The sequence below is a fragment of the Clostridium sp. CM028 genome (assembly GCF_030585565.1).
GTDB lineage: Bacteria > Bacillota > Clostridia > Clostridiales > Clostridiaceae > Clostridium_AD > Clostridium_AD estertheticum_B.
Genome location: NZ_CP077766.1, coordinates 2,863,866 through 2,885,665 on the forward strand (window position 1 = coordinate 2,863,866; position 21,800 = coordinate 2,885,665).

Sequence of the window (21,800 nt, forward strand, 5' to 3'; positions counted from 1 at the left end):
TTTATACCTTATACAGAAGATATATAAAGGAGAATGGATTATGAAGATACTAATTGCAGGAGCTAATAGAGAGACAGATAGACTTACTGCTATTACTACAAATTTATTATCAAAACTTATAATTAGATTATACAAGGAGGTGTTAATAATTGATTAAATTGGTTATACATATGTTGGCATATAATCATGAAAAGTACATTGAAGAAGCAATTGACAGTATACTAATGCAGGAAGTGAACTTTGATTATAAAATAATTATTGGGGAAGATTGTTCTACTGATAATACCAGGGAAATTTTAAAAGACTATAAGCAGAGATTTCCAGATAAAATTAAATTAATCCTGCATGAAAAGAATGTTGGAGCATCATTAAACTGTTTAGAAGTATCTAAAAATTGTAATAGTGAATATATCGCATATTTAGAAGGCGATGATTTTTGGACAGATAAAACGAAATTACAAAAGTCTATAGATTTTTTAGAAAATAACAGTGATTATATCGCAACAGCCCATGATGTATCTATAATAGATGAAAATCGTAAATTATTAAGCGATACACCGTTTGGTAGCTATAAAGGTGATTTGAAAACACCTTTAGACCAATTTAAATATAATAATCTTCCTACTCTTAGTTTGGTTTTTAAAAATATATGGGGAGAGGATTATTCCGTGGTACGTAATAAACTTCTAAAGGATGTAGAAATTGTTGGCGATTATCCATTTAAGCTTTTGCTATTGACGAAAGGTAAAATTAAATATTTCAGTGAAAATATGGGGACTTACAGATGGGTAAGAGATTCGGGTTCATCATTTTCAGCTCAAACTAAAAACAATCCGAATTTATATAGAATTGATATGGTGAATTCATTAACTAATTTATTAAATATGGATACAAATTATAGTAAACTTTTTAACACAGAATTAAAAAAAATAGAATGTGAAATAATATTGAATTATATTTGTACGTTTAATATACCTAAACTCAAGGACTTTATGAAAAAATACATTCCGAAAAATAGTATTATATGTAAAGTTAAAATGTTTGTATGGATTATAAGAATATTCTTTTATGAACTACTAAAGAAAATTTTAAAATCATCCGGTTTATATAAAAAGAAATAATAGCAAGTGGAAACTGGTAGTAGTCTAAGGTAGATGTTATTTCACGATACATATTAGTAACTATTCAATTTCAAAAATAGTTTAGGAGAAAACAAATGCAAGAACAAAGTACATTAAAGAAAAAAACAATATCAGGTCTATTCTGGAGCTTTTCAGATTTAATTGCAAATCAGGGAATACAATTTATGATTTTAGTAATACTTGCAAGACTTTTAGTGCCAGAAGATTTTGGGATCATAGGCATGATAACAGTTTTTATTGCAGTATCTCAATCATTTATAGATAGTGGGTTTACTAATGCTTTAATTAGGGAGAAAGAGCCAAGCCAGGAGGATTATTCAACAGTTTTTTATTTTAATCTTGCTATGGCAGTCGTAATGTATATAGTACTATTTTTCTCCGCAGGTGGCATTAGCAGATTTTTTAAAGAACCCCAACTTATAGCTATATTAAGAGTGCTTGCAATAGTCCTTATTATTAATTCCTTTGGATTAATTCAAAGAACTATGTTAACAAAGAGTATAAATTTTAAAACCCAAACCAAAATAAGCTTAATATCATCTGTTTTATCAGGTATTATTGCGATTATTTTCGCTTATATGGGGTTTGGAGTATGGAGTCTTGTAATTAAAACTTTATCTATGCAACTTATTCAATCTTTTTTATTGTGTATTTATAATAGCTGGATACCATCATTAGTTTTTAGCGTAGAATCTTTTAAAAGGCTATTTGGATTTGGATGGAAGTTATTGGCATCTGGATTGATTGATACATTATATAATAATTTATATTTTTTAATAATAGGGAAATCATTTTCAGCAGTAGAGCTTGGTTATTATACGAATGCTCAAAAATTAAGAGATACTGCATCTCAATCGATAACATCCTCAGTACAAAAAGTGAGCTATCCTGTTCTTAGTAGTATAAAAGAAAATGAGGACAAACTAAGAGATGCTTATAAGAAGATTATAAAGACATCAGTTTTTATAACTTTTCCTTTAATGATAGGATTAGCAGCGGTTGCTAGTCCCCTTATAAGATTAATATTTGGACAAAAATGGATGAATTCTATTGTTTATTTTCAAATATTATGTTTTGCAGGAATGTTATTTCCACTTCATGCAATTAATTTAAATATCCTTCAAGTAAAAGGAAGATCTGATTTGTTTTTAAGATTAGAGATCATTAAAAAAGCAATAGGTTTAATATTAATAGTAATAGTATTATTTTTTAAATTTGGTATTAATGGATTACTTTGGGCAGCAGTTCTAAGTTCGTATATTGCCTATTTTATAAACTCCTATTATTCAGCTGAATTGCTTTCTTATTCAACTATAGAACAAATCAAGGATATAATGCCTACATTTGTTGCATCAGTGATAATGGCAATAGTTGTTTATTTCAGTGGCGCAGTGCTTCCTAATAATAATTTAGTTAAAATTATAGCTCAATTCATAATAGGGGTAGTGGCATATGTAGGTTTAAGTAAAATTGAAAGAATAGAAGAATTAAACACTGTGTATGAGTTGTTAAATTCTATTTTAAAAAAAGGTAAATAAAAAGAGCAAACATTAATTAAATCAGGATAATAAGGATGTTTTCAAAAGTATGAAAGGAGCAACAAAATGAAGGTAGGTATAATGCAACCATACTTTTTACCATACATAGGGTATTGGCAATTAATGAACGCAGTAGATAAATACGTCATATATGATGATGTTAACTTTATAAAAGGTGGATGGATAAACAGAAACAAAATTTTGATGAATGGTGAGGGTAAAATGATAAACCTTCAGATGAATGGCGCAAGCCCTAATAAGCTCATTAATGAAGTTGAGGTATTAGGAAACCCAATTCAAAACAAAAAGCTGCTTAAAACTATTGAAAGTTGTTATAAAAAAGCGCCATATTATTCAGATGCCTTTTCGGTTATTGAGAATATTATTAATCAAGACGAGAGTAATTTAGCAAAGTATTTGGAATTTTCCATAAGACAAATTTGTGAATATTTATCTATAGATACTGAGATTATTGTTTCATCAACAATAAATAAAAATAATGATTTAAAAGGTCAGGACAAAGTTATAGAAATATGCAAGGTGATTGGTGCAGATGAGTATTACAATGCGGTAGGAGGACAAGATCTATATTCTTATGATGACTTTGCAGATAGAGAGATAAAACTTAGTTTTCTGAAGACCGGGACGGTTGAATATCAGCAGTTTAATAATGAATTTGTGTCAAACTTATCAATAATAGATGTGATGATGTTTAATTCAAGATATCAGATTAAAGATATGCTTGAAACATACGAATTAATATAAGAAGGCGGTGTGGAAGCTGAAAAAAAAAGTAATTATTTTTGGCGCAACAGGTAACACTGGAGCATATTTAATAGAATATTGTATTGAAAACCTAAATTCCCAAGAATTTGAGATAATAGCTGTTGGTCGTAAACAAACAAAATTTTTTCAAAAGAGGGGAATAGAGTATTACAGTGTTGATATCACAGACTCTAGTCAGTTTAACAAGTTACCACAGAATGGTATTCATGCTGTCATCAATCTTGCTGCAGCTCTACCAGCATATATGGAAGGCTATAAGCCAGAACAGTATATGGAAACTAATATAGTTGGAGCTTTTAACGTATTAGAGTACTGCAGAAGGACTCAAGCTGATAGGATTTTATATCCACAGTCGGAAGGTGATCTTTCTGGTTACTGGGGGAAGGAAATTTTAATTAAACCGGATTTCCCGAGAAGTTTTAGTTACAAAGGCGATCATGCATTATATGTTATATCAAAAAATACCGCCGTAGATATGATAGAACATTATCATCAGACGTATAACATTAAGAGCTTCATATTCAGGTGCCCGACTATCTATGCATATACACCTAATCAATATTTCTATGTTGATGGTGAAAAAAGAGTGCTTGCTTATCGCCATTTGATGAATCAAGCAATGGCAGGTAAACAAATTGAAATGTGGGGAGAACCGACTAAAGCAAAAGATGTAGTTTATGTTAGAGATTTTTGCCAAATGCTGTGTAAAGCGATTACGGTTGATAGAGAATGTGGGTTTTATAATGTAGGTACTGGTAGGGCTGTAACTTTAAAAGAACAAATTGAAGGCGTAATTGAAGTATTTTCACCTAAGGGTAGTAAGTCCGTAATTATTCCTTGCCCAGATAAACCTAATAGTAGAGAATTTATTATGGACATAACAAATGCCAGAGAAGAGTTAGGATACATACCTCAGTATTACTATTTAGATTATCTAAAGGATTTTAAAAAGGAAATGGAACTAAATAGATTTGAGGAACTTAGGGGTTAAAAATTAACAGATTTATAAATAATATAAAGAGGTGAGTATATTGAACTCAATTCAAGTAACTCGATCCTCAATGCCAGAATTTGAGGAGTACACAGAAGAAATTAAAGACCTATGGGACAGCCACTGGCTGACTAATATGGGTACAAAACATAAACAATTAGAAGCAAAATTACTGCATTATTTAAATACTCCAAATATTACTCTTTTCACTAATGGACATCTTGCATTGGAGTGCGCAATAGCAGCATTCAATCTTAAAGGAGAAGTTATAACAACGCCTTTCACATTTGCATCTACAACTCATGCAATAGTAAGGAATGGTTTAAAGCCAGTATTTTGTGATGTGAATCCTGACGATTACACTATAGATGTGGACAAGTTGGAGAGTTTGATAACGGATAAGACATCCGCTATTATCCCAGTACATGTTTATGGAAATATTTGTAGTGTCAAGGAGATTGAAAGGATAGCAAATAAGCATAACCTAAAAGTTATTTACGATGCTGCTCACGCCTTTGGTGTAACGGCAGAGGGTGTAAGTATCGCTAACTTTGGAGATGCTTCAATGTTTAGTTTTCACGCTACAAAGGTATTCAATACTATTGAGGGTGGAGCAATAACCTTTAAGAATGATAAGTTAACTAGAATATTAAATGACTTGAAAAATTTCGGTATTACTGGACCGGAGTCTGTTGAGTATGTAGGTGGAAATGCTAAAATGAATGAATTCCAAGCCTCAATGGGTATTTGCAACCTTCGTCATGTTGATGGCGAGATAAAAAATCGAAAAGCTGTGGTAGAAAGATATATTGAAAGATTAGGGAGTATTGATGGAATTAAGGTATGTAAACCTCAAATAGGGGTGAAGAGCAACTATGCTTACTTCCCTGTAGTATTTGATGAGTATAAGCTAAGTCGTGATGAAGTGATTGAGAAGCTGAAAGCAGAGAATATCTTTGCTCGTAAATATTTCTATCCCCTCACGAATAGTTTTGAATGCTACAAAGGTAGATTTGATGTTGAAAAGACACCAGTTGCAAACTACATAGCAGATAGGGTGCTTACATTGCCACTTTATGCTGATTTAAGTTTAGATGATGTCGATAGGATTTGTGACATTATTCTTAATAGATAATTTGATTTTATGTTATAAACGCAGTTAAAATGATACTCTTAGGGATTGAACTCTGAGAGTTTTATTTTAAGCTCAGATCGCAAGAGATAATGGAGTTATTGTTTTAATTATGAAAAAATAACTAGATATAAAGGAGAATGAATTATGAAGATATTAATTACAGGAGCTAATGGTCAGCTCGGTCGCGAACTCACTAACCAATATAAAGGGAAAAAAGGCATTGATTTAATACTTACGGATGTATCAGATTTAGATATAGCAAACGTAGATCAAGTATATAGTGTTGTAAATAAAAATAAACCAGATGTGATTATTAACTGTGCTGCACTTACGGCTGTTGATAAATGTGAGACTGAAATAGATATGGCATATAGGATAAATACAATAGGACCTAAAAACTTAGCAGCGGCTGCAAATGAAATTGGAGCCGAAATTGTTCAAGTATCAACAGACTATGTTTTTGCTGGCGATGTAAATCAATCACTAACAGAGTTTGATCCCGTAAATCCACAAACTATCTATGGAAAGACAAAGCTTGAGGGAGAAATATTAGTTAAGAATCACAATCCTAAGCATTATATAATTAGAACTGCATGGCTTTACGGAGATGGAAATAATTTTGTAAAGACTATGATAAATTTAAGCAAAACTAATAAGACATTAAAAGTAGTTAATGACCAAAGAGGAACTCCTACAAGTACAGTTGATTTAGCTAGAGTTATAATAAAACTCGTAGAAGATAAGAATTATGGACTTTTTCATGGCACATGTAAAGGTGAATGTACCTGGTATGAATTCACTAAAGAAATATTTAGACTTAAAGGAATTGATACAGAAGTTTTGCCTTGTACAACTGATGAATTTAAAAGACCAGCGAAAAGGCCTGAATATTCAGTGCTTAGAAATTATATGTTGGAATTGACTACTGGGGATATAACTAGGACTTGGCAGGAAGCGATTAGTGAGTATTTAAAATAATTAAAAGCAGGAGTAGATAATACACCTGCTTTTTCATTTTATGGTATATATTAGGTTGCAAATGGCTTAGGAAAAGAGCATGAAAAACTTGGAAATATTAAAAAAAAATATTAACTTTTCATAAATATTATGGTATACTCGAATACGGAGTGGGAATAAATATAAATTGTATTAAAATGCATTAAATTGTATTAAAAGGGAATTAATGACATGGCGTAAATTAATTAAAATAGTAACATATTGCTCCATTTAGATATGGAATACATAGATAAAAGAAGTTTTTTGATGGATATAAAAATTACTTTAAAAACAGTTTTTGTAGTATTTAAAAAGAAGGGGCAATATAAAGTTTTATTGTCTCATTAAAATATCAAAAGATAAATGAGGGACAGCGTATGGATTTGTCAATAGTTATAGTAAGTTATAATACGGTAGATTTATTAAGGGATTGTTTAAGTTCCGTAATTCAGAATACTGAAAACATAGAATATGAAATATGGGTAGTAGACAACCAATCAAAAGATGGTAGTGCTACGATGGTAGAAAGTGAATTTCCACAAGTAAAGCTCATACGTAACAGCATTAATGGTGGCTTTTCACAGGCTAATAATTTAGCCATAAGACAATGCAGGTCGAGCAAGTATGTTCTAATTTTAAATCCTGATACTATTGTACCAAAAGGTACATTAGTGGAATGCGTTGATTTTATGGAAAAGGATAAAGAGATTGGATGCCTTGGATGTAAAGTGGTAAAAGTTAATGGCACTTTAGATAAGGCATGCAAAAGAGGATTCCCGTCTCCATGGAACTCTTTATGCTATCTTATGAAGCTAGACAAGCTATTTCCAAATAATAAAAAATTTGGAGGATATAATGCTACATTTATACATGAGGATGAAGAAAGCGAAATTGATTCTTTAGTTGGAGCGTTTATGATGCTACGCAAGGAAGCCATTGAGCAGGTTGGGCTTCTTGATGAAACCTTTTTTATGTATGGAGAGGACATTGATTGGTGTTATAGAATAAAACAAGCAGGGTGGAAAAACTATTATCATCCTAAGGTAAGAATAGTTCATTATAAAGGTGAAAGCAGTAAGAAGCAAAGCACAAGAATGATAGGCGAATTTCACAAATCAATGTTTATATTCTATAATAAACATTATAAAAATAAATACAATACAATTGTAAATTTACTAACATATTTGGGTATCTACTCAAAATGGGGATTAAGTTTAACAATGAATGCTATTAAAAAGGAAAAAAAGGTTTTCTAGGATTATAATTAAAATTTAGGAGGAACAAAGATGAAAGGAATAATATTAGCTGGAGGTTCTGGAACTAGGCTTTACCCTATAACTAAAGCTGTGTCTAAACAGATATTACCTATATATGACAAACCAATGATATATTACCCATTATCAGTGTTAATGCTAACAGGAATTAAGGATATATTAATTATATCAACACCAAGAGATACAAGTACTTTTGAAATTTTACTTGGGGATGGAAGTCAATTAGGACTTAATATACAATATGCAGTGCAAGAAGAACCAAAAGGACTTGCTGATGCGTTTATAATTGGAGAAGAATTTATAGGTGATGATAGAGTTGCATTAGTACTTGGCGATAATATTTTTCATGGATATGGATTTAGTGAAAGATTAGAAAAAGCTGCCTCAAGAGAAGTAGGTGCAACTATATTCGGATACCATGTTAGTAATCCAATAGAATTTGGTGTAGTAGAATTCGATAAAGATAATAATGTAGTATCTATAGAAGAGAAACCTAAAAATCCAAAATCAAATTATGCAGTTCCAGGACTGTATTTTTATGATAATGATGTAGTGGAAATAGCGAAAAATGTTAAACCATCTGCTAGAGGCGAAATAGAAATTACAGCGGTAAATAATGAATATCTAAGACGTGGCAAACTAAAGGTTGAGCTATTTGGACGTGGAATGGCATGGCTTGATACTGGAACTCATAGAGGACTACTTGAAGCTTCTAATTTTGTTGAGGCTATTCAAACAAGGCAAGGGCTGTATGTTGCTTGTTTAGAAGAAATTGCTTATAGAAAAGGATTTATAGATAGGCAACAATTGATAAAGCTTGCAGAACCGTTATTCAAAGTAGAATATGGTAGATATTTATTAAATATAGCTGATGAATATAAGGACGTGTATAAAGAAGCAGCAGCTTCAATAGAATAAAAGATTAATAAGAAAGTATAGGTGATATTTATGGGACAATTTACATTTACTAAAACAGGAATAGAAGGTTTATATGTTATACAGCCAAAGGTGTTCGGTGATAACAGAGGATACTTTATGGAAACTTATAATTATGAGGAATTTAAAGCAGCAGGACTTGACATGGTGTTTGTACAAGACAATCAATCTATGTCTACAAAAGGAGTGCTCAGAGGGTTACATTTCCAAACTAAGCATACTCAAGGAAAACTTGTTAGAGTAATAAAAGGTGAAGTTTTTGATGTAGCTGTGGATTTAAGAAAAGGATCAGAGACTTTTGGTAAATGGTATGGTGTATTATTAACTGAAGAAAATAAAAAACAATTTTACGTGCCAGAAGGGTTTGCACATGGATTTTTAGTTACATCTGATGAAGCAGAATTTGTATATAAATGTACTGATTTTTATCATCCGGAATTTGATTGTGGCATGTTATGGAACGATCCAGATATTAATATAGAATGGCCATTAGATGGAATAGATGAAGTACTTTTATCAGAAAAAGATAAGGTTCAAAAACAATTAAGAGAGTTAGATATACAATTCGTTTATAAAATTAAAGAATAGCTTGATACTAAATTTATTAGATATTAGATTACGTTGAGGAAGAGGATTAGTTGTATGAAGGATACCGTAAGTGTAGTTGTGATAAACTGGAACAATAAATCATACATAAAAAGATGTATAGATTCAATAATCCGGCAAACATTCAAAAATATTGAGTTGATTTTTATAGATAATAATTCAAGTGATGATTCATATGAATATTTTTGCAAAGAATACCCAAATGAAAATTTTATTAAGGTTAATAATGATAAGAATTTGGGATATTCGGGAGCTGCAAATCAAGGGATTAATATGGCACATGGAGAATATGTTATGATAATTAATCCTGATATTGTGATGGAGTCAGATTTCGTTGAGAAGCTTTATATATTCACAGTAAGAGATGAAGAAATTGCTGCAGTGTCAGGAAAATTATTAAAGTATGATTTTAAGAATGATAAAAAATTGAATTACATAGATAGCGCTGGGATAGAAATGTTTCGTAGTAGGAGATGCATTGATAGAGGGCAAAATCAAGAGGATATTGGTCAATATGACACCACAGAACAGATTTTTGGAGTTTGTGGTGCAGCTCCCTTTTATAGGAAATCAGCTTTGGAAAAAGTTAGGATAGAAAATGAATATTTTGATGAAGACTTTTTTGCATATAAAGAAGATATAGATTTATCATGGAGATTTAACTTAGCGGGACTCAAGTGTATGTATTATCCAAAAGCAATAGCATACCATGGAAGAGGTTTCGGAAAAGGTGAAAATGGAATTAAAAATTATATTAATGCTAGAAAAAAACAATCTAAATTTATTAGAGGATTATCTTTCAGAAATCAATATCTAATGATTTTAAAAAATGAAACAAAACAAACATTTAAAAGAGATAAGTGGCAAATAATCAAGAATTTTATAAAATTTTTAATGTTCTCTTTAATATTTGAACCTTTCAATTTGAAATCAATTAAAGAGATATTGAGTTTGAAAAATAAGATGAAATTAAAGCATAAGGCTTTTGAAGATAAAGTTACTATGCAATGTGATTTTATCGATTTAATAAAAAGTTGACGATAGGATATGGTATATATGAGAACTAATACAAATGTATGTGCAGTAGTTATAACTTATAACATTGGCAAGGATATATATAAATGCGTAGATGCTATAAAAGGACAGGTTGATAAAGTAGTAATAATTGATAATGGATCTAATAGAGATACTATAAATGAATTGGCTAAATTAGATGAAAATGATTATATTAAAATCATTTATAATAACGAAAACTACGGTATTGCAAAAGCTTTGAATTATGGAGTTAAATTTGCATTATCAGAAGGGTATGAGTGGATTTTCACTTTAGATCACGATAGTGTGGCTACTGAAAATATGATTGAAAATATGATTTGTGTATATGAAAACTTATCAGAAAATGAAAGAGATAAGGTGGCTATAATTGCTCCAACTTATGTTGATAAGAGTGAAACTGAAACTGTAAATTTCAAGTGCGAAAAGTATAGTTTTGATATAGATAACTTAAAAAATGTTATTGTTGAAATGACTTCAGGAAATTTGGTTAAAGCTTCAATATTTAATAAAATAGGATTTTTTAATGAAAAATTATTTATAGATTTTGTAGATCATGAATTTTGTCTAAGGATTAAGAGAAAAAATTATAATATATTAAAGGTATCTAATATCATTTTATTACATAGCTTAGGCGATTCTGTTAATAAGAGTTTTCTTGGCAAAAAAATAATTGTTACAAATCATTCTGTTATACGAAGATATTATATAACACGTAATAGATTTTATTGTTGGAAAGAATTTAAAAGTGATTTCCCAACGTGGGTAAGAGAGGACAAACTTCGTTTTATTAATGAGATAATAAAAATACAATTGCATGAGAAAAATAAATTATCAAAATATAAGATGATTATAAAAGGAGTATTGGATTATAGAAGAAATATCTATAATCAAATTAAAATAGACTAATAAGGTAGGTTAAGTTATGTTAAAAAAAATTAATTTGAATATAAACGACATTTTGTTATATGTCATGTTTACAGAAATAATACTCGGCGGGCTTGGAAGATTATTTGGCTTACCAATAAGGATGGTTTTATTTGGTATTGGTCTTCTAGTGGCAATGTTATATTATTATAAAAATAAAATAAAGTTTAGCAATCGATCTAAATTTTACATGGCAGCTATTTTTTGTTTTATTATTTATGGCGCTATTATTGGTATTGTAAATGGTAATAATTTAAAAGATATAATTTCAAATTTAAACGTGTTTATATCAATATTGTATGTGTTTATTTTTGTAGTGTTTATAAATGGAGACAAGAAAAGGATAATTAATTTAATTAATTTATTTATAATCTACAATGTTGTTGTTGCACTACTTGTATTTATAGCTTTCTTATGGAGTCATAATGTAATTGGGCTAGGAATAAACCCTGTAACATACTTGGAAAAGTTTGAAAAAATAACTCATTATGGGTTAATTACAGGACTGTTATATTCAAATGAATATGCTAGAGTGTATATTGCAAATGGGATACTAATGCAAGTGGCTTTAGCTTTGTGTTTAATTAAATTAGCGTATATTAACAAGAAGGATATAAAAGATATAAAAGATATAAAAGATATAATAGTTAAAAGCGTATATATTTTAATTTTGCTTATAGGTATACTTGCTACAGGTACAAGAGGGTACTGGGTGGGGACATTTGTAGTGGTAATTTTAACTCCTTTTTTTATACAAATAGCTAATAAAAAGCGGTTTCTTTTGAATATTGTTATAATCTGCTTATGCGTATCTTTAGGATATGTAGCATTAAAGCATAATGGGAATAGTATTCTTAATGAAATTGTTGGAAGAGTTCAGTCAACAACGCAATTTAATCAAAAGGAACCTTCGAATAATATTAGGAGCATTCAGACTAAGTACTTAATAAACGGTATCAAAAAACATGTCGTAATAGGGTCAGGATTTGGTGCTGAAATAAATGCATATGAGGTAGAAACAGGGAGAAGTGGATTGAATTTTGAACTATATTATCTTGAATTATGGTATAAAACTGGATTAATAGGTATATTATTTTTGGGGTTCGGATTTATTCATATAATTTATAATACTTATAAAATTATCAGAAGTAATAATGTAATAATTGAGCAATGTATACTAAAAGGGTGGGGAATAGGTTTAATATCTGTAGTGGTAGCAAGTACAACTAATCCATACTTTGCAGGAGCCCACGGCTTTTTTATTCCTGTATTCTTAATAATTTTAATGGAGTTATTTGAAAAAAAATCTGTTGTAGAGTAAAGCTTTTAGATTTTTGGGTTTTTTATGTTTTCTTAATTAATATGGTATTAAATATATTACAATAAGAAGTATTATGGTAAAAATATCTCATAGCAGTATTATTTAATTATGATATGTTTTTATGATGATAGATTTCTTAAAAAAATTTAAATGTTGGATATGCATTAAATTGTTAGAAAGGAAGCGAGAACATATGAAGAAAAGCACTAGGCTTGCTATAGTAATTAATATGTTAGTAATTTTTATTTTACCTTTATTTAATGTCCAAGCATTAGCATTAGCACAAGAACATCCAAGTACAGCAACAGAGAATAAGATTTGTCTAGATTTTCCTAGTTCACCTAAAGTTTATGGAGATAAAGGGTTAAAGGTTGCAGGGTTCGCACTAAGTCCTAAAGGTGTAAAAGAAGTGAAAATATACGTGGATGATAAAGCTATAGGAACTGCAACTTATGGATTGGAAAGACCAGATGTGGATAGCGCATTCCAAGGATACCCTGATGGCAGTAAATCTGGATTTAACTATGATATTGAAAATACAAATTTAGATTATGGTGTACATAAGATATTAGTTGAAGCTATAGGACTTGATGGATCAAAATTTAAAGAAATTAGGAATATTGAAAAAGTACATCAATTGCCTAAAATGATTGTAGACAAGCCTCTAGATCAAAAAGTGGTAAACAGCGATGAGGAAATTATAAGTGGATGGGCAATTAATCAAAATGGTATGAAAGAAGTACAAATATATTTAAATAATCAATTTTTAAGTAAAGCTAATTATAATTTAGATAGATCGGATGTAGCAGATGCTTATCCTAATTATCCAGATGGAAATAAAGTTGGGTTTTCGTATAAGCTAGATACTAGTCTTATAAAGACTTCTACAGCGACAGTTACCATAAAAGCTGTAGGGAACAATGGAGATATACAGGAAAGCAATATTATTTTAAAGAAAGAATCTATGAGTTATATTGATGATCCAACCTTAAGCAGGTATGTAAATGGAAGAGACTTGAAGATTGCTGGCTGGGCATTAAACCCCTCAGGCGTTAATCAGGTAAAAATTTATGTGAATGATGTCGAGTGTGGAAATGCTGATTATGGATTAATTAGAGAAGATGTAAAGGATGCTTACCCCTACTATAATAATGCTTCAAAATCAGGATTTGATTATACTATTAATGCTAATAAATTAGCTGTAGGTAGAAATGTTTTAAAGGTAGTTACTGTAGGAAATGATAAAAGTAGTATTGAGAGTCAAATGGTAGTGGAAGTTTATAAAGGTGACAATACATTATTTATTGACACTCCTTTAAATAACCAAAAATTTGAAAAAGAAATTCTAATTGATGGATGGGCACTTAACACTTCAAAGATAAAAGAAGTTAATATGTATTTGGATAACAAATTTATAGGTAGTGCTGTCTATGGAATTGATAGATCAGATGTAAATAAGGCATTTCCAGGATATCCTAGTGGTGACTTTAGTGGATTTACATATAAAATCCCTCTAAATAACACGCCTCCAGGAAATTATGATTTAAGGGTAGAGGCAGTAGCCGCAGATGGAACAAAAAAAACTATAGATAATAAGATAATAGTGGAGAAGAAAAAACCTATAGGCTATATTGATTCTCCATCCTATAGTAATATAGCAAAGATAAACACCATTGATGTTAAAGGCTGGGCTTTAAATGCAGAGGGAGTAAGAGATGTTAAGGTTTATGTGGATGGCCAATTAAAAGGTATGGCACAGTGTGGATTAACAAGAGATGATGTTAATGGAGCATTCCCAGGGTATATAAACGGGGGTAAATCTGGATTTCAATATGCATTAAACACAAATGAAATTTTGTTAGGGCAGCATTTATTGCGGATAGAGATTATTGGGAATGATAGTAGTTCACAGGTTATATCTAAGCAATTAAATATTGTTGGTTCAGAACCTAGAGTTTTTTTAAATGAAATTGGTAGTCTTACAAAAGATAAACAATTAGTTATAGGTGGTTGGGCTTTAAATAAGTCTAGTATGAAGGAAGTTGATGTTTACATTGATGGAGTTTATAAAGGAAAGGCAGATTATGGCCTAAATAGACCGGATGTGAACTCAGCATATAATGGATATCCTAATGGAGAAAAAAGTGGATTTAACTTTGTTAGTTCATTATCTGATTTATCAATTGGCAAGCATTCAGTTAAAGTTACTTCAGTTGGGAATGATTTAAGTGAGGCATCTGTTGAAAGAAGCTTTGACCTCCAAAAATTAAACCCAAATGTAAATATAGATACTGATTTTTCGGATTATGATAATTTAACTGAAAGAAAAGAGCTAAACATACGGGGATGGGCATTGAATGATTCCAAAGTAAAACAAGTTGACATTTATTTAGATGGCCAATTAAAAGGAAGTGTTCAAGCTGATGTATTAAGATCGGATGTTCAAGCTGCCTATCCCAAATATCCATATTCGATTAACTCAGGGTTTGCATATAAACTAGGCATAGATGATATAGGATTTGGAACTCATACAATCGGGGTATACGCTAAGGGTTATGACAATACTATTGCTTATAAAAGTATACACTTTAAGATACAAGCAACTATTGTTATAGATCCAGGGCATAATTTTGGTGGAGATGATGGATCCTACTCAACTTTTGGTGGGGTTACCTATGTGGAAAGAAATTTAAATATGCAATTAGCACTTAAATTAAAAAATAAGTTAGTACAGTATGGGTTTAATGTAATAATGACAAGAAATGAAAATGATAAATTTTATGATAATGAAACTTCTAGTCTGAAAAAAAGAGTTGATATTGCAAATAATGCTAAGGCAGATTTATTTCTTAGTATTCACCATGATTTCGCATATACCCCAGAGTCCAGTGGTATAACTACACATTATAGTACCTATAGACCCAATCTAGACAAAAGTGGTATAGTAACGAAAAACGGTATAAATTATGATACAACTCCAACTTTAGCAGCATTGAAAAGTGCTGATCTAGCTCAGCGATTAATAGATGCCTTAGCTAATTTAGGTTATAATAACAGAGGAAAAAGTGACCATAATTTGTATGTTACTCAAAATACAAATATGCCTTCTATTTTGGTTGAATGTGGATTTATAAGTAACTTACAAGAGGCAGCTAAAACTGCGAATAATGCAGAGCAAGATGCTTTTGCGAGTAAAATGGCTGAAGTAGTTTATAATTATTTCAAGTAGGTTATAAAAGGTGTTTTATATTAATATTGGAGCATTGCAGGTGATGATTTAATAAAGAGCTTGGCGAAAGCCAGCAAAGGAAACTGCTGAAATATATTTCAGCAGTTTTTTCGTCGTTAATTTAATTTATGGATATTTTGTAAAATATTGATTTAAAAGTGATTTTAAAGTATAATTATGGTGGAATATATAATTTATTGTATTTACAATTATTAAAGGGGATAGATTATTGAATAAAATACGCGAACGTTTTAAATCAAAAGAAGTGAGATTAATTGCAATATTTTTAACTATTGTGATTGGGGTTATCTTTATTATTTCAATATATAATAAGCATCAAAGTGATATAAAAGGGCAGATGGTTATTATTCAACAAAAAAAAGCTGATGGAAAAATTGTAAATAAAAAACAAGAAGAATTGAATAAGGAGGTTGAAGAAAAAAAAATAAAGGAACAGAAAGTTTCGAAAAATCAAAAAAAAATAGAAGAGCAGAAAGTTCCGGAAGAACAAAAAAAGTTGAAAGAACAGAGGCTTTTGGAAAATCAAAAAAAAATAGAGGAACAAAAAAAAGCTGACAAAGCAGAAGTTGGAAAAGAGGCTAATAATATTAACGAAAACATTAAAAAGAATGAATTTACAAAGGAAAAAGCGATTGAAATAGTAAGCAAAATCGTAATTAACAAAAACCAAAAGGTAAAGGTTGGATATGACCATACGCAAAAGAAAGGTGGAAAAGATTACTATGTTCTTCGAGTATACGATGATATGAGTGATCACATAAGTACATTGGGATGGTATTATGTTCAAGTTGACACCGGTAAAGCGTTTGAATGGGATCTGATAGAAGATACATTAACACCGATAAATTAAATGAAAATGAATGAAAAAAATTTTTAATATAATTATTTTGATAAGGGCGGGTGAAATATAAATTGAGAAAGCGAAATATTCAAAAAACGTTATTGTTTATGGCTATGACTTTGTTTGTATTGTATACAAATAAAAGTAATACGGTAATGGCTACTACCCTTTTACCATCGAGAGTATATGTTGAGACACCTAGCGAGGCTCAATCAATTAGTGGGGAAAGTTTTAATATCAAAGGGTGGTCATTGAATGCTACTGGTATAAGAGAAATAAAAATATATATAGACAATGTATATACTGCTAATGCAACTTATGAATTAGACAGGAGTGACGTAAATGCTGCATTCCCAGGTTATCCTAATGGAGATAAAAGTGGATATAGCTATAACTTAGATACAAAGTCTATATCACCAGGGACGCATAATCTTTCCGTTGTATCAATTGGTAAGGACGGAAGTGAAGATAAAATTGATAGATCTATAATTATCAACAAAAAAGACCCTATGATGCATGTAGATACTCCAATTGACAACTTTTCAACTACTCAAAAAGATATACATATTGAAGGCTGGGCATTAAATGATTCCGGAATTAAAGAAATACAATATTACCTAAATGATAATTTAGTAGGCACTTCCTTTGAGGGTGTTGAAAGAAGCGATGTAAATGCTGCATATCCAGGATATTTAAATGGAGGCAATAGTGGATTTTCTTTTTCTTTTAATGCATTAAAATTGCTGGCAATAGGAACACAAAATGCGAATTTAAAAATTATTGCAATTGGCAAAGATGGTACAAGCTTAACCATAAACCAAAATTTAATTTTAAAAAAATTACCTGAAAGATTATGTGTTGATACACCTTCAAATAATGATATTATCAAAAATAATATTAATATAGTTGGGTGGGCTTTAAATGCCTCAGGAGTAAAAGCAGTAAATATATATTTAGATAATATTTTTAAGGGTAAAGCAGCATATGGAAGTTCAAGAGGAGATGTTAATGCAGCCTTCCCTGGATATACAGGAGGAGATAAATCAGGTTTAAACTTTAATCTAGATACTTCAAAAACTACACCCGGTAATCATACTATAAGAGTGGAGATGGTGGGGGATGATGGAAGGATAATCAATCAAAACATTGGTATTAATGTATATGGAATGATTGAATACCATAGCTATAATACATCTTTAGATAAAATGGTTAGTATCCAGCTTGCGTCTGGTGCGGTTTATAACAACACAACAACTTGGACATGGGATCCAGCAAATGCCAGTATGATAAAGGAATATGTTGATCCATCAAATATTATTGATGATGGATATAGAAAATATGAATTATTAAAATTAAGTTATAATGACGGTGCTTCAATTACCGACTTAAACAATGTTTTAAAGGGAAAAGGAGTATTAAGCGACAAAGGGCAAATGTTTTTAAACTCAGCAAAAACTAACAATATTAATCCGATTTACCTAATATCTCATGCTATATTGGAAACAGGAAATGGAACCTCAGCTTTAGCAACTGGTATATTAGTAACTTCTGTTGATGGGAAAGCTGTTACTCCAAGGGTATCCTATAACTTATTTGGAATTGGAGCTTATGACTCGAATGCGAATAAGTACGGGTCAGAATATGCTTATAAGCAAGGTTGGTTTACTCAAGAACAAGCTATAAATGGAGGTGCTTATTTTATATCGGAGGGTTATATAAATAATGCCAGTACAAATCAAAATACTTTATATAAAATGAGATGGAATCCTGCAAGTCCTGGAACTCACCAATATGCTACAGATGTTAAATGGGCATATAATCAAATATCTAATATAAAAAAATTAACAGAGCTTTGTCCTAATAGCCTAATATATTTTGATATTCCGGTTTATAAATAGCGGATTTATAGGGAAAGAACTTGAGCTGAAAAGTTTGATAAATTAATTTGTAATTAGTATAAAAATATCATGCGGATATGGGCAAAATATAGTAAAATAGTAAATATTATAGTATAATTACGTTGTGGATATTTTATAACTACAAATTAATTGCAGGATAAAATGATTATACATAGCATTTAGATAAATATTGCATACGACAAGAAAAGGGGATATAATAATCAGAGTACTATATGTGGAAAATTAGAGAATAGAAAAATATAAAAAATTAGTATTTTCAGAATGATTATGCAACATATGATGGAAGGGGAAAATATGAGTAAAAAGAGAAAATCAACAAAGATTATTTTAAGTTTATTTATTATTGGTGTGTTAATTTTTGGGGGAGCTTTTGGTTACACTTTTTATGAACTCGGTAAAATAAACACTGTAAAAATATCGAAAACCGATGAGGCTCTAGGTATTAAGACTGATGCATCGCCTCAAGCAGAAAAAGATAACGGAATCACAAACATTGCTTTCTTCGGTTTAGATAGAAGAACTGCGAAGGAACCAGCTCGTTCGGATTCTATAATGGTACTTTCAGTGGATACAAAAAACAAGAAAATAAAAATGTCCTCTATTATGAGGGATACATATGTAGCAGTAAAAGGGCATGATGAAACAAAGATTACCCATGCATATGCTTACGGTGGACCACAGCTTGCCATAAGAACGCTTAATGAGAATTTTGATTTAAATATTAGAAATTATGTTTCCGTTGATTTTTTTAATCTCGAAAAGATAATAGATAGTATTGATGGAGTAACTATAGATATTGCTCAAGATGAAATTGATTTAATAAATGGTTATATGAATGAAACAGCTGGAATTGAAGGAAAATCAATAACTAGAATTACAAGGTCAGGACCGCAGACTTTAAATGGACTTCAAGCTGTTGCATACTCACGAATACGTTATACTTCTGGAGGAGATTTTAAGAGAACTGAAAGACAAAGAACTGTATTAACAGGTATGCTCACAAAGATTGAGTCACTGGGGGCAACTGAATTCCCATCTGTTGTTTCTAAACTTCTACCTCTTACTGAGACAAGCATGAGTAGTATGGATGTAATGGCCCTTGGGACAAAAGTGATTGCGTCTAAGACAACTGCTTTAGAGCAGGAGAGATTTCCAGTGGATGGCTACTGTGAGGGAAAAACAATAGGCGGAGTTTGGTATTTGAAGGCTGACCTTAAGGCTACTGCAGATCAAATTCATAGATTTATTTACGAAAATGTAAAGCCTGTGTCTAAAGCACCACTCTTTTAGAGTAGTTAAATATTAGTTAGCAAAAGATAAGGAAAACTACTGAAATATATTTCGGTAGTTTTCTTCGTAATATAAGATAAAACAATAAAAGTAAAGGATTAGGAGGCTGGGTATGGTTGAAATGTTAAAAGTTATGGTTTCAATAGTTAATGAATTACATGATCTAATTGAAAATTTTTCTTCGGGTTTTAATACGCAACTTGATGATAAGCAGCTTCATTTTATCGTCATAGCCATAATTGGTATGCTTATTTATTTTGTAGTTAATATGGCATTTAAGGCTATGGCGAAATATAGCATTTCTATTTTATCTTTTATATATACATTTACTGTACTTTTGGTTATTGTTTTTGCTATCGAACTGGAGCAGAAGCTTACCAATCGCGGCCAAATGGAATTTGCTGATATAGTGGCAGGAGTGTGGGGATTCATAGCAGTTTTTGCTGTTTATATTATTATATATAATTTGATTTCTTTTATTAAAAAGAGTATAAAAAAAATACATACTGGGAAACATATAGAAAGATAATATATCCCCCTAAGATAATTATCTTTTTAACATAAAGATGCCACTCAAATAGTGAGTGGCATCTTTTGTCATATAAAAAATCTTAATTTATTAGATTGTGATTTCAGATATTACTAACTCAAGGATATCTAAAGCATCATCAAGTTCCGCTTTTGTTATATTAAGTGGAGGAAGTAATCTTATTACATTATCTCCAGCTGAAATAACAAGAAGGCCTTTGTCAAAACACAATTTACAAAACTCCTTTGTGTCAGTTTTTAGTTTTATACCAATTAATAGACCCATACCGCGTATTTCATCTATTATCTCATATTTTGCTTTGATATTTAATAACCTGTCCAATAAATAAAAACTCTTCTCGTCGATTTCATCTATAATTCCACCAGCTACGAGTTCTTTTAAAACTGCGAGAGCAACTGCACATCCAAGAGGATTTCCACCAAAAGTGCTCCCATGGTCACCGGGTACAAAAGCAGCAGAAGCTTTTACATTGGTAATAGTTGCGCCTATTGGGAATCCGCCGCCAAGAGCTTTTGCGATGCAGATTACATCAGGGATAACAGAGAATTTCTTATAGGCGAATAGACTTCCGAGGCGTCCCACTCCACATTGAACTTCATCAAAAATTAGTAGAGCATTGTATTTGTCACAAAGAGTTCTTGCTTCTTCTAAAAACTCTTTGTTTGCTGAAACAACTCCGCCTTCTCCTTGAATGGGTTCTATTATTATGCCACATACTTTTTCGTCGAAATTCTTTTTTAAATCGTAAGTGTCATTAAAATTTACTTTACGTACACCGTCCATTAAAGGTCTAAAATCCTCTTGATATTTCTCCTGACCTGTGACAGAAAGAGCACCTATAGTTCTACCATGAAAAGAATTACCCATATATAAAAGTACATTTTTATCTTTTGTACCTGTTAATTTCCCGTATTTTCTTGATATCTTTAATGCAGTCTCCACAGCCTCAGTACCACTGTTACAAAAGAATACCTTGCTATGATCACAGTTATCTATTAACTTTGTTGCAAGCAGCGCGAGGGGAGTATTCCAAAAGTAATTTGATATATGAATAAGTTTACTGCTTTGCTCAGTTATAGCGTTTATTATAGCGGGATGGCTATGCCCAAGGCAATTTACTGCAACTCCTGAGAGAAAATCTATATATTCACGTCCATTTGTATCATAAATCTTGCATCCAAGCCCTTTTTCAAAAGTAACATCATATCTTCCGTAAGTGTCCATTATACAATTTTCTATCATTTA

18 protein-coding genes are annotated in these 21,800 nt (G+C 30.8%); 17 read left to right on the top strand and 1 reads right to left on the bottom strand.

Features of this window, described 5'->3' with window-relative positions; all coding sequences use genetic code 11:
- Positions 1 to 149 precede the first annotated feature (149 nt).
- The 17 genes from KTC94_RS13525 (at position 150) to KTC94_RS13605 (ending at position 20,534) form a co-directional block, all read left to right on the top strand.
- The gene (locus KTC94_RS13525; protein WP_220320141.1) at positions 150 to 1,121 is read left to right on the top strand and encodes a glycosyltransferase; all 972 of its coding nucleotides are present in this window, start codon (positions 150 to 152) and stop codon (positions 1,119 to 1,121) included.
- 95 nt (positions 1,122 to 1,216) lie between these two features.
- On the top strand, positions 1,217 to 2,680 hold the full coding sequence (locus tag KTC94_RS13530; protein ID WP_220320140.1) for a lipopolysaccharide biosynthesis protein: 1,464 nt from the start codon (positions 1,217 to 1,219) through the stop codon (positions 2,678 to 2,680).
- A gap of 66 nt (positions 2,681 to 2,746) precedes the next feature.
- Positions 2,747 to 3,445, top strand: a complete 699-nt coding sequence (locus KTC94_RS13535; protein ID WP_220320139.1) for a WbqC family protein — start codon at positions 2,747 to 2,749, stop codon at positions 3,443 to 3,445.
- Positions 3,446 to 3,452: 7 nt separating this feature from the next.
- Positions 3,453 to 4,457, top strand: coding sequence for an NAD(P)-dependent oxidoreductase (locus KTC94_RS13540; RefSeq protein WP_258280618.1), 1,005 nt, complete (start codon positions 3,453 to 3,455; stop codon positions 4,455 to 4,457).
- Positions 4,458 to 4,494: 37 nt separating this feature from the next.
- Positions 4,495 to 5,592, top strand: a complete 1,098-nt coding sequence (locus tag KTC94_RS13545) for a DegT/DnrJ/EryC1/StrS aminotransferase family protein (RefSeq protein WP_304518730.1) — start codon at positions 4,495 to 4,497, stop codon at positions 5,590 to 5,592.
- Between the two features lie 144 nt (positions 5,593 to 5,736).
- The gene (rfbD, locus tag KTC94_RS13550; RefSeq protein WP_220320138.1) at positions 5,737 to 6,570 is read left to right on the top strand and encodes a dTDP-4-dehydrorhamnose reductase; all 834 of its coding nucleotides are present in this window, start codon (positions 5,737 to 5,739) and stop codon (positions 6,568 to 6,570) included.
- A 395-nt stretch (positions 6,571 to 6,965) separates the two neighbouring features.
- Entirely contained in the window at positions 6,966 to 7,844 is an 879-nt protein-coding gene (locus KTC94_RS13555; protein ID WP_220320137.1) for a glycosyltransferase family 2 protein, read from the top strand.
- 30 nt (positions 7,845 to 7,874) lie between these two features.
- Positions 7,875 to 8,780 carry a glucose-1-phosphate thymidylyltransferase RfbA gene (gene rfbA, locus KTC94_RS13560; RefSeq protein ID WP_216302577.1) on the top strand — a complete coding sequence of 302 codons (906 nt, stop codon included), beginning with the start codon at positions 7,875 to 7,877 and terminating at the stop codon, positions 8,778 to 8,780.
- A 30-nt stretch (positions 8,781 to 8,810) separates the two neighbouring features.
- Entirely contained in the window at positions 8,811 to 9,386 is a 576-nt protein-coding gene (rfbC, locus tag KTC94_RS13565) for a dTDP-4-dehydrorhamnose 3,5-epimerase (RefSeq protein ID WP_216302578.1), read from the top strand.
- A 54-nt stretch (positions 9,387 to 9,440) separates the two neighbouring features.
- Entirely contained in the window at positions 9,441 to 10,442 is a 1,002-nt protein-coding gene (locus KTC94_RS13570) for a glycosyltransferase family 2 protein (RefSeq protein WP_216302579.1), read from the top strand.
- 18 nt (positions 10,443 to 10,460) lie between these two features.
- Positions 10,461 to 11,366 carry a glycosyltransferase family 2 protein gene (locus KTC94_RS13575; RefSeq protein ID WP_220286187.1) on the top strand — a complete coding sequence of 302 codons (906 nt, stop codon included), beginning with the start codon at positions 10,461 to 10,463 and terminating at the stop codon, positions 11,364 to 11,366.
- A gap of 16 nt (positions 11,367 to 11,382) precedes the next feature.
- Positions 11,383 to 12,705: an O-antigen ligase gene (locus KTC94_RS13580; protein ID WP_220286186.1), complete on the top strand. Its 1,323-nt coding sequence runs from the start codon at positions 11,383 to 11,385 to the stop codon at positions 12,703 to 12,705.
- A gap of 193 nt (positions 12,706 to 12,898) precedes the next feature.
- Positions 12,899 to 15,934, top strand: coding sequence for an N-acetylmuramoyl-L-alanine amidase (locus KTC94_RS13585; RefSeq protein ID WP_220320136.1), 3,036 nt, complete (start codon positions 12,899 to 12,901; stop codon positions 15,932 to 15,934).
- 229 nt (positions 15,935 to 16,163) lie between these two features.
- The gene (locus KTC94_RS13590) at positions 16,164 to 16,805 is read left to right on the top strand and encodes a hypothetical protein (protein WP_220320135.1); all 642 of its coding nucleotides are present in this window, start codon (positions 16,164 to 16,166) and stop codon (positions 16,803 to 16,805) included.
- A gap of 62 nt (positions 16,806 to 16,867) precedes the next feature.
- Positions 16,868 to 18,694 (top strand): Ig-like domain-containing protein, encoded by a 1,827-nt coding sequence (locus KTC94_RS13595; protein WP_216302585.1) that lies wholly within the window; start codon positions 16,868 to 16,870, stop codon positions 18,692 to 18,694.
- Between the two features lie 315 nt (positions 18,695 to 19,009).
- On the top strand, positions 19,010 to 20,005 hold the full coding sequence (locus tag KTC94_RS13600; protein ID WP_216302586.1) for an LCP family protein: 996 nt from the start codon (positions 19,010 to 19,012) through the stop codon (positions 20,003 to 20,005).
- Between the two features lie 112 nt (positions 20,006 to 20,117).
- Positions 20,118 to 20,534, top strand: a complete 417-nt coding sequence (locus KTC94_RS13605; protein WP_216302587.1) for a hypothetical protein — start codon at positions 20,118 to 20,120, stop codon at positions 20,532 to 20,534.
- Between the two features lie 90 nt (positions 20,535 to 20,624).
- Here KTC94_RS13605 and KTC94_RS13610 read toward each other — a convergent pair whose 3' ends face one another.
- Positions 20,625 to 21,797 (bottom strand): aspartate aminotransferase family protein, encoded by a 1,173-nt coding sequence (locus tag KTC94_RS13610; RefSeq protein ID WP_220320134.1) that lies wholly within the window; start codon positions 21,795 to 21,797, stop codon positions 20,625 to 20,627.
- Between the last annotated feature and the right edge of the window lie 3 nt (positions 21,798 to 21,800).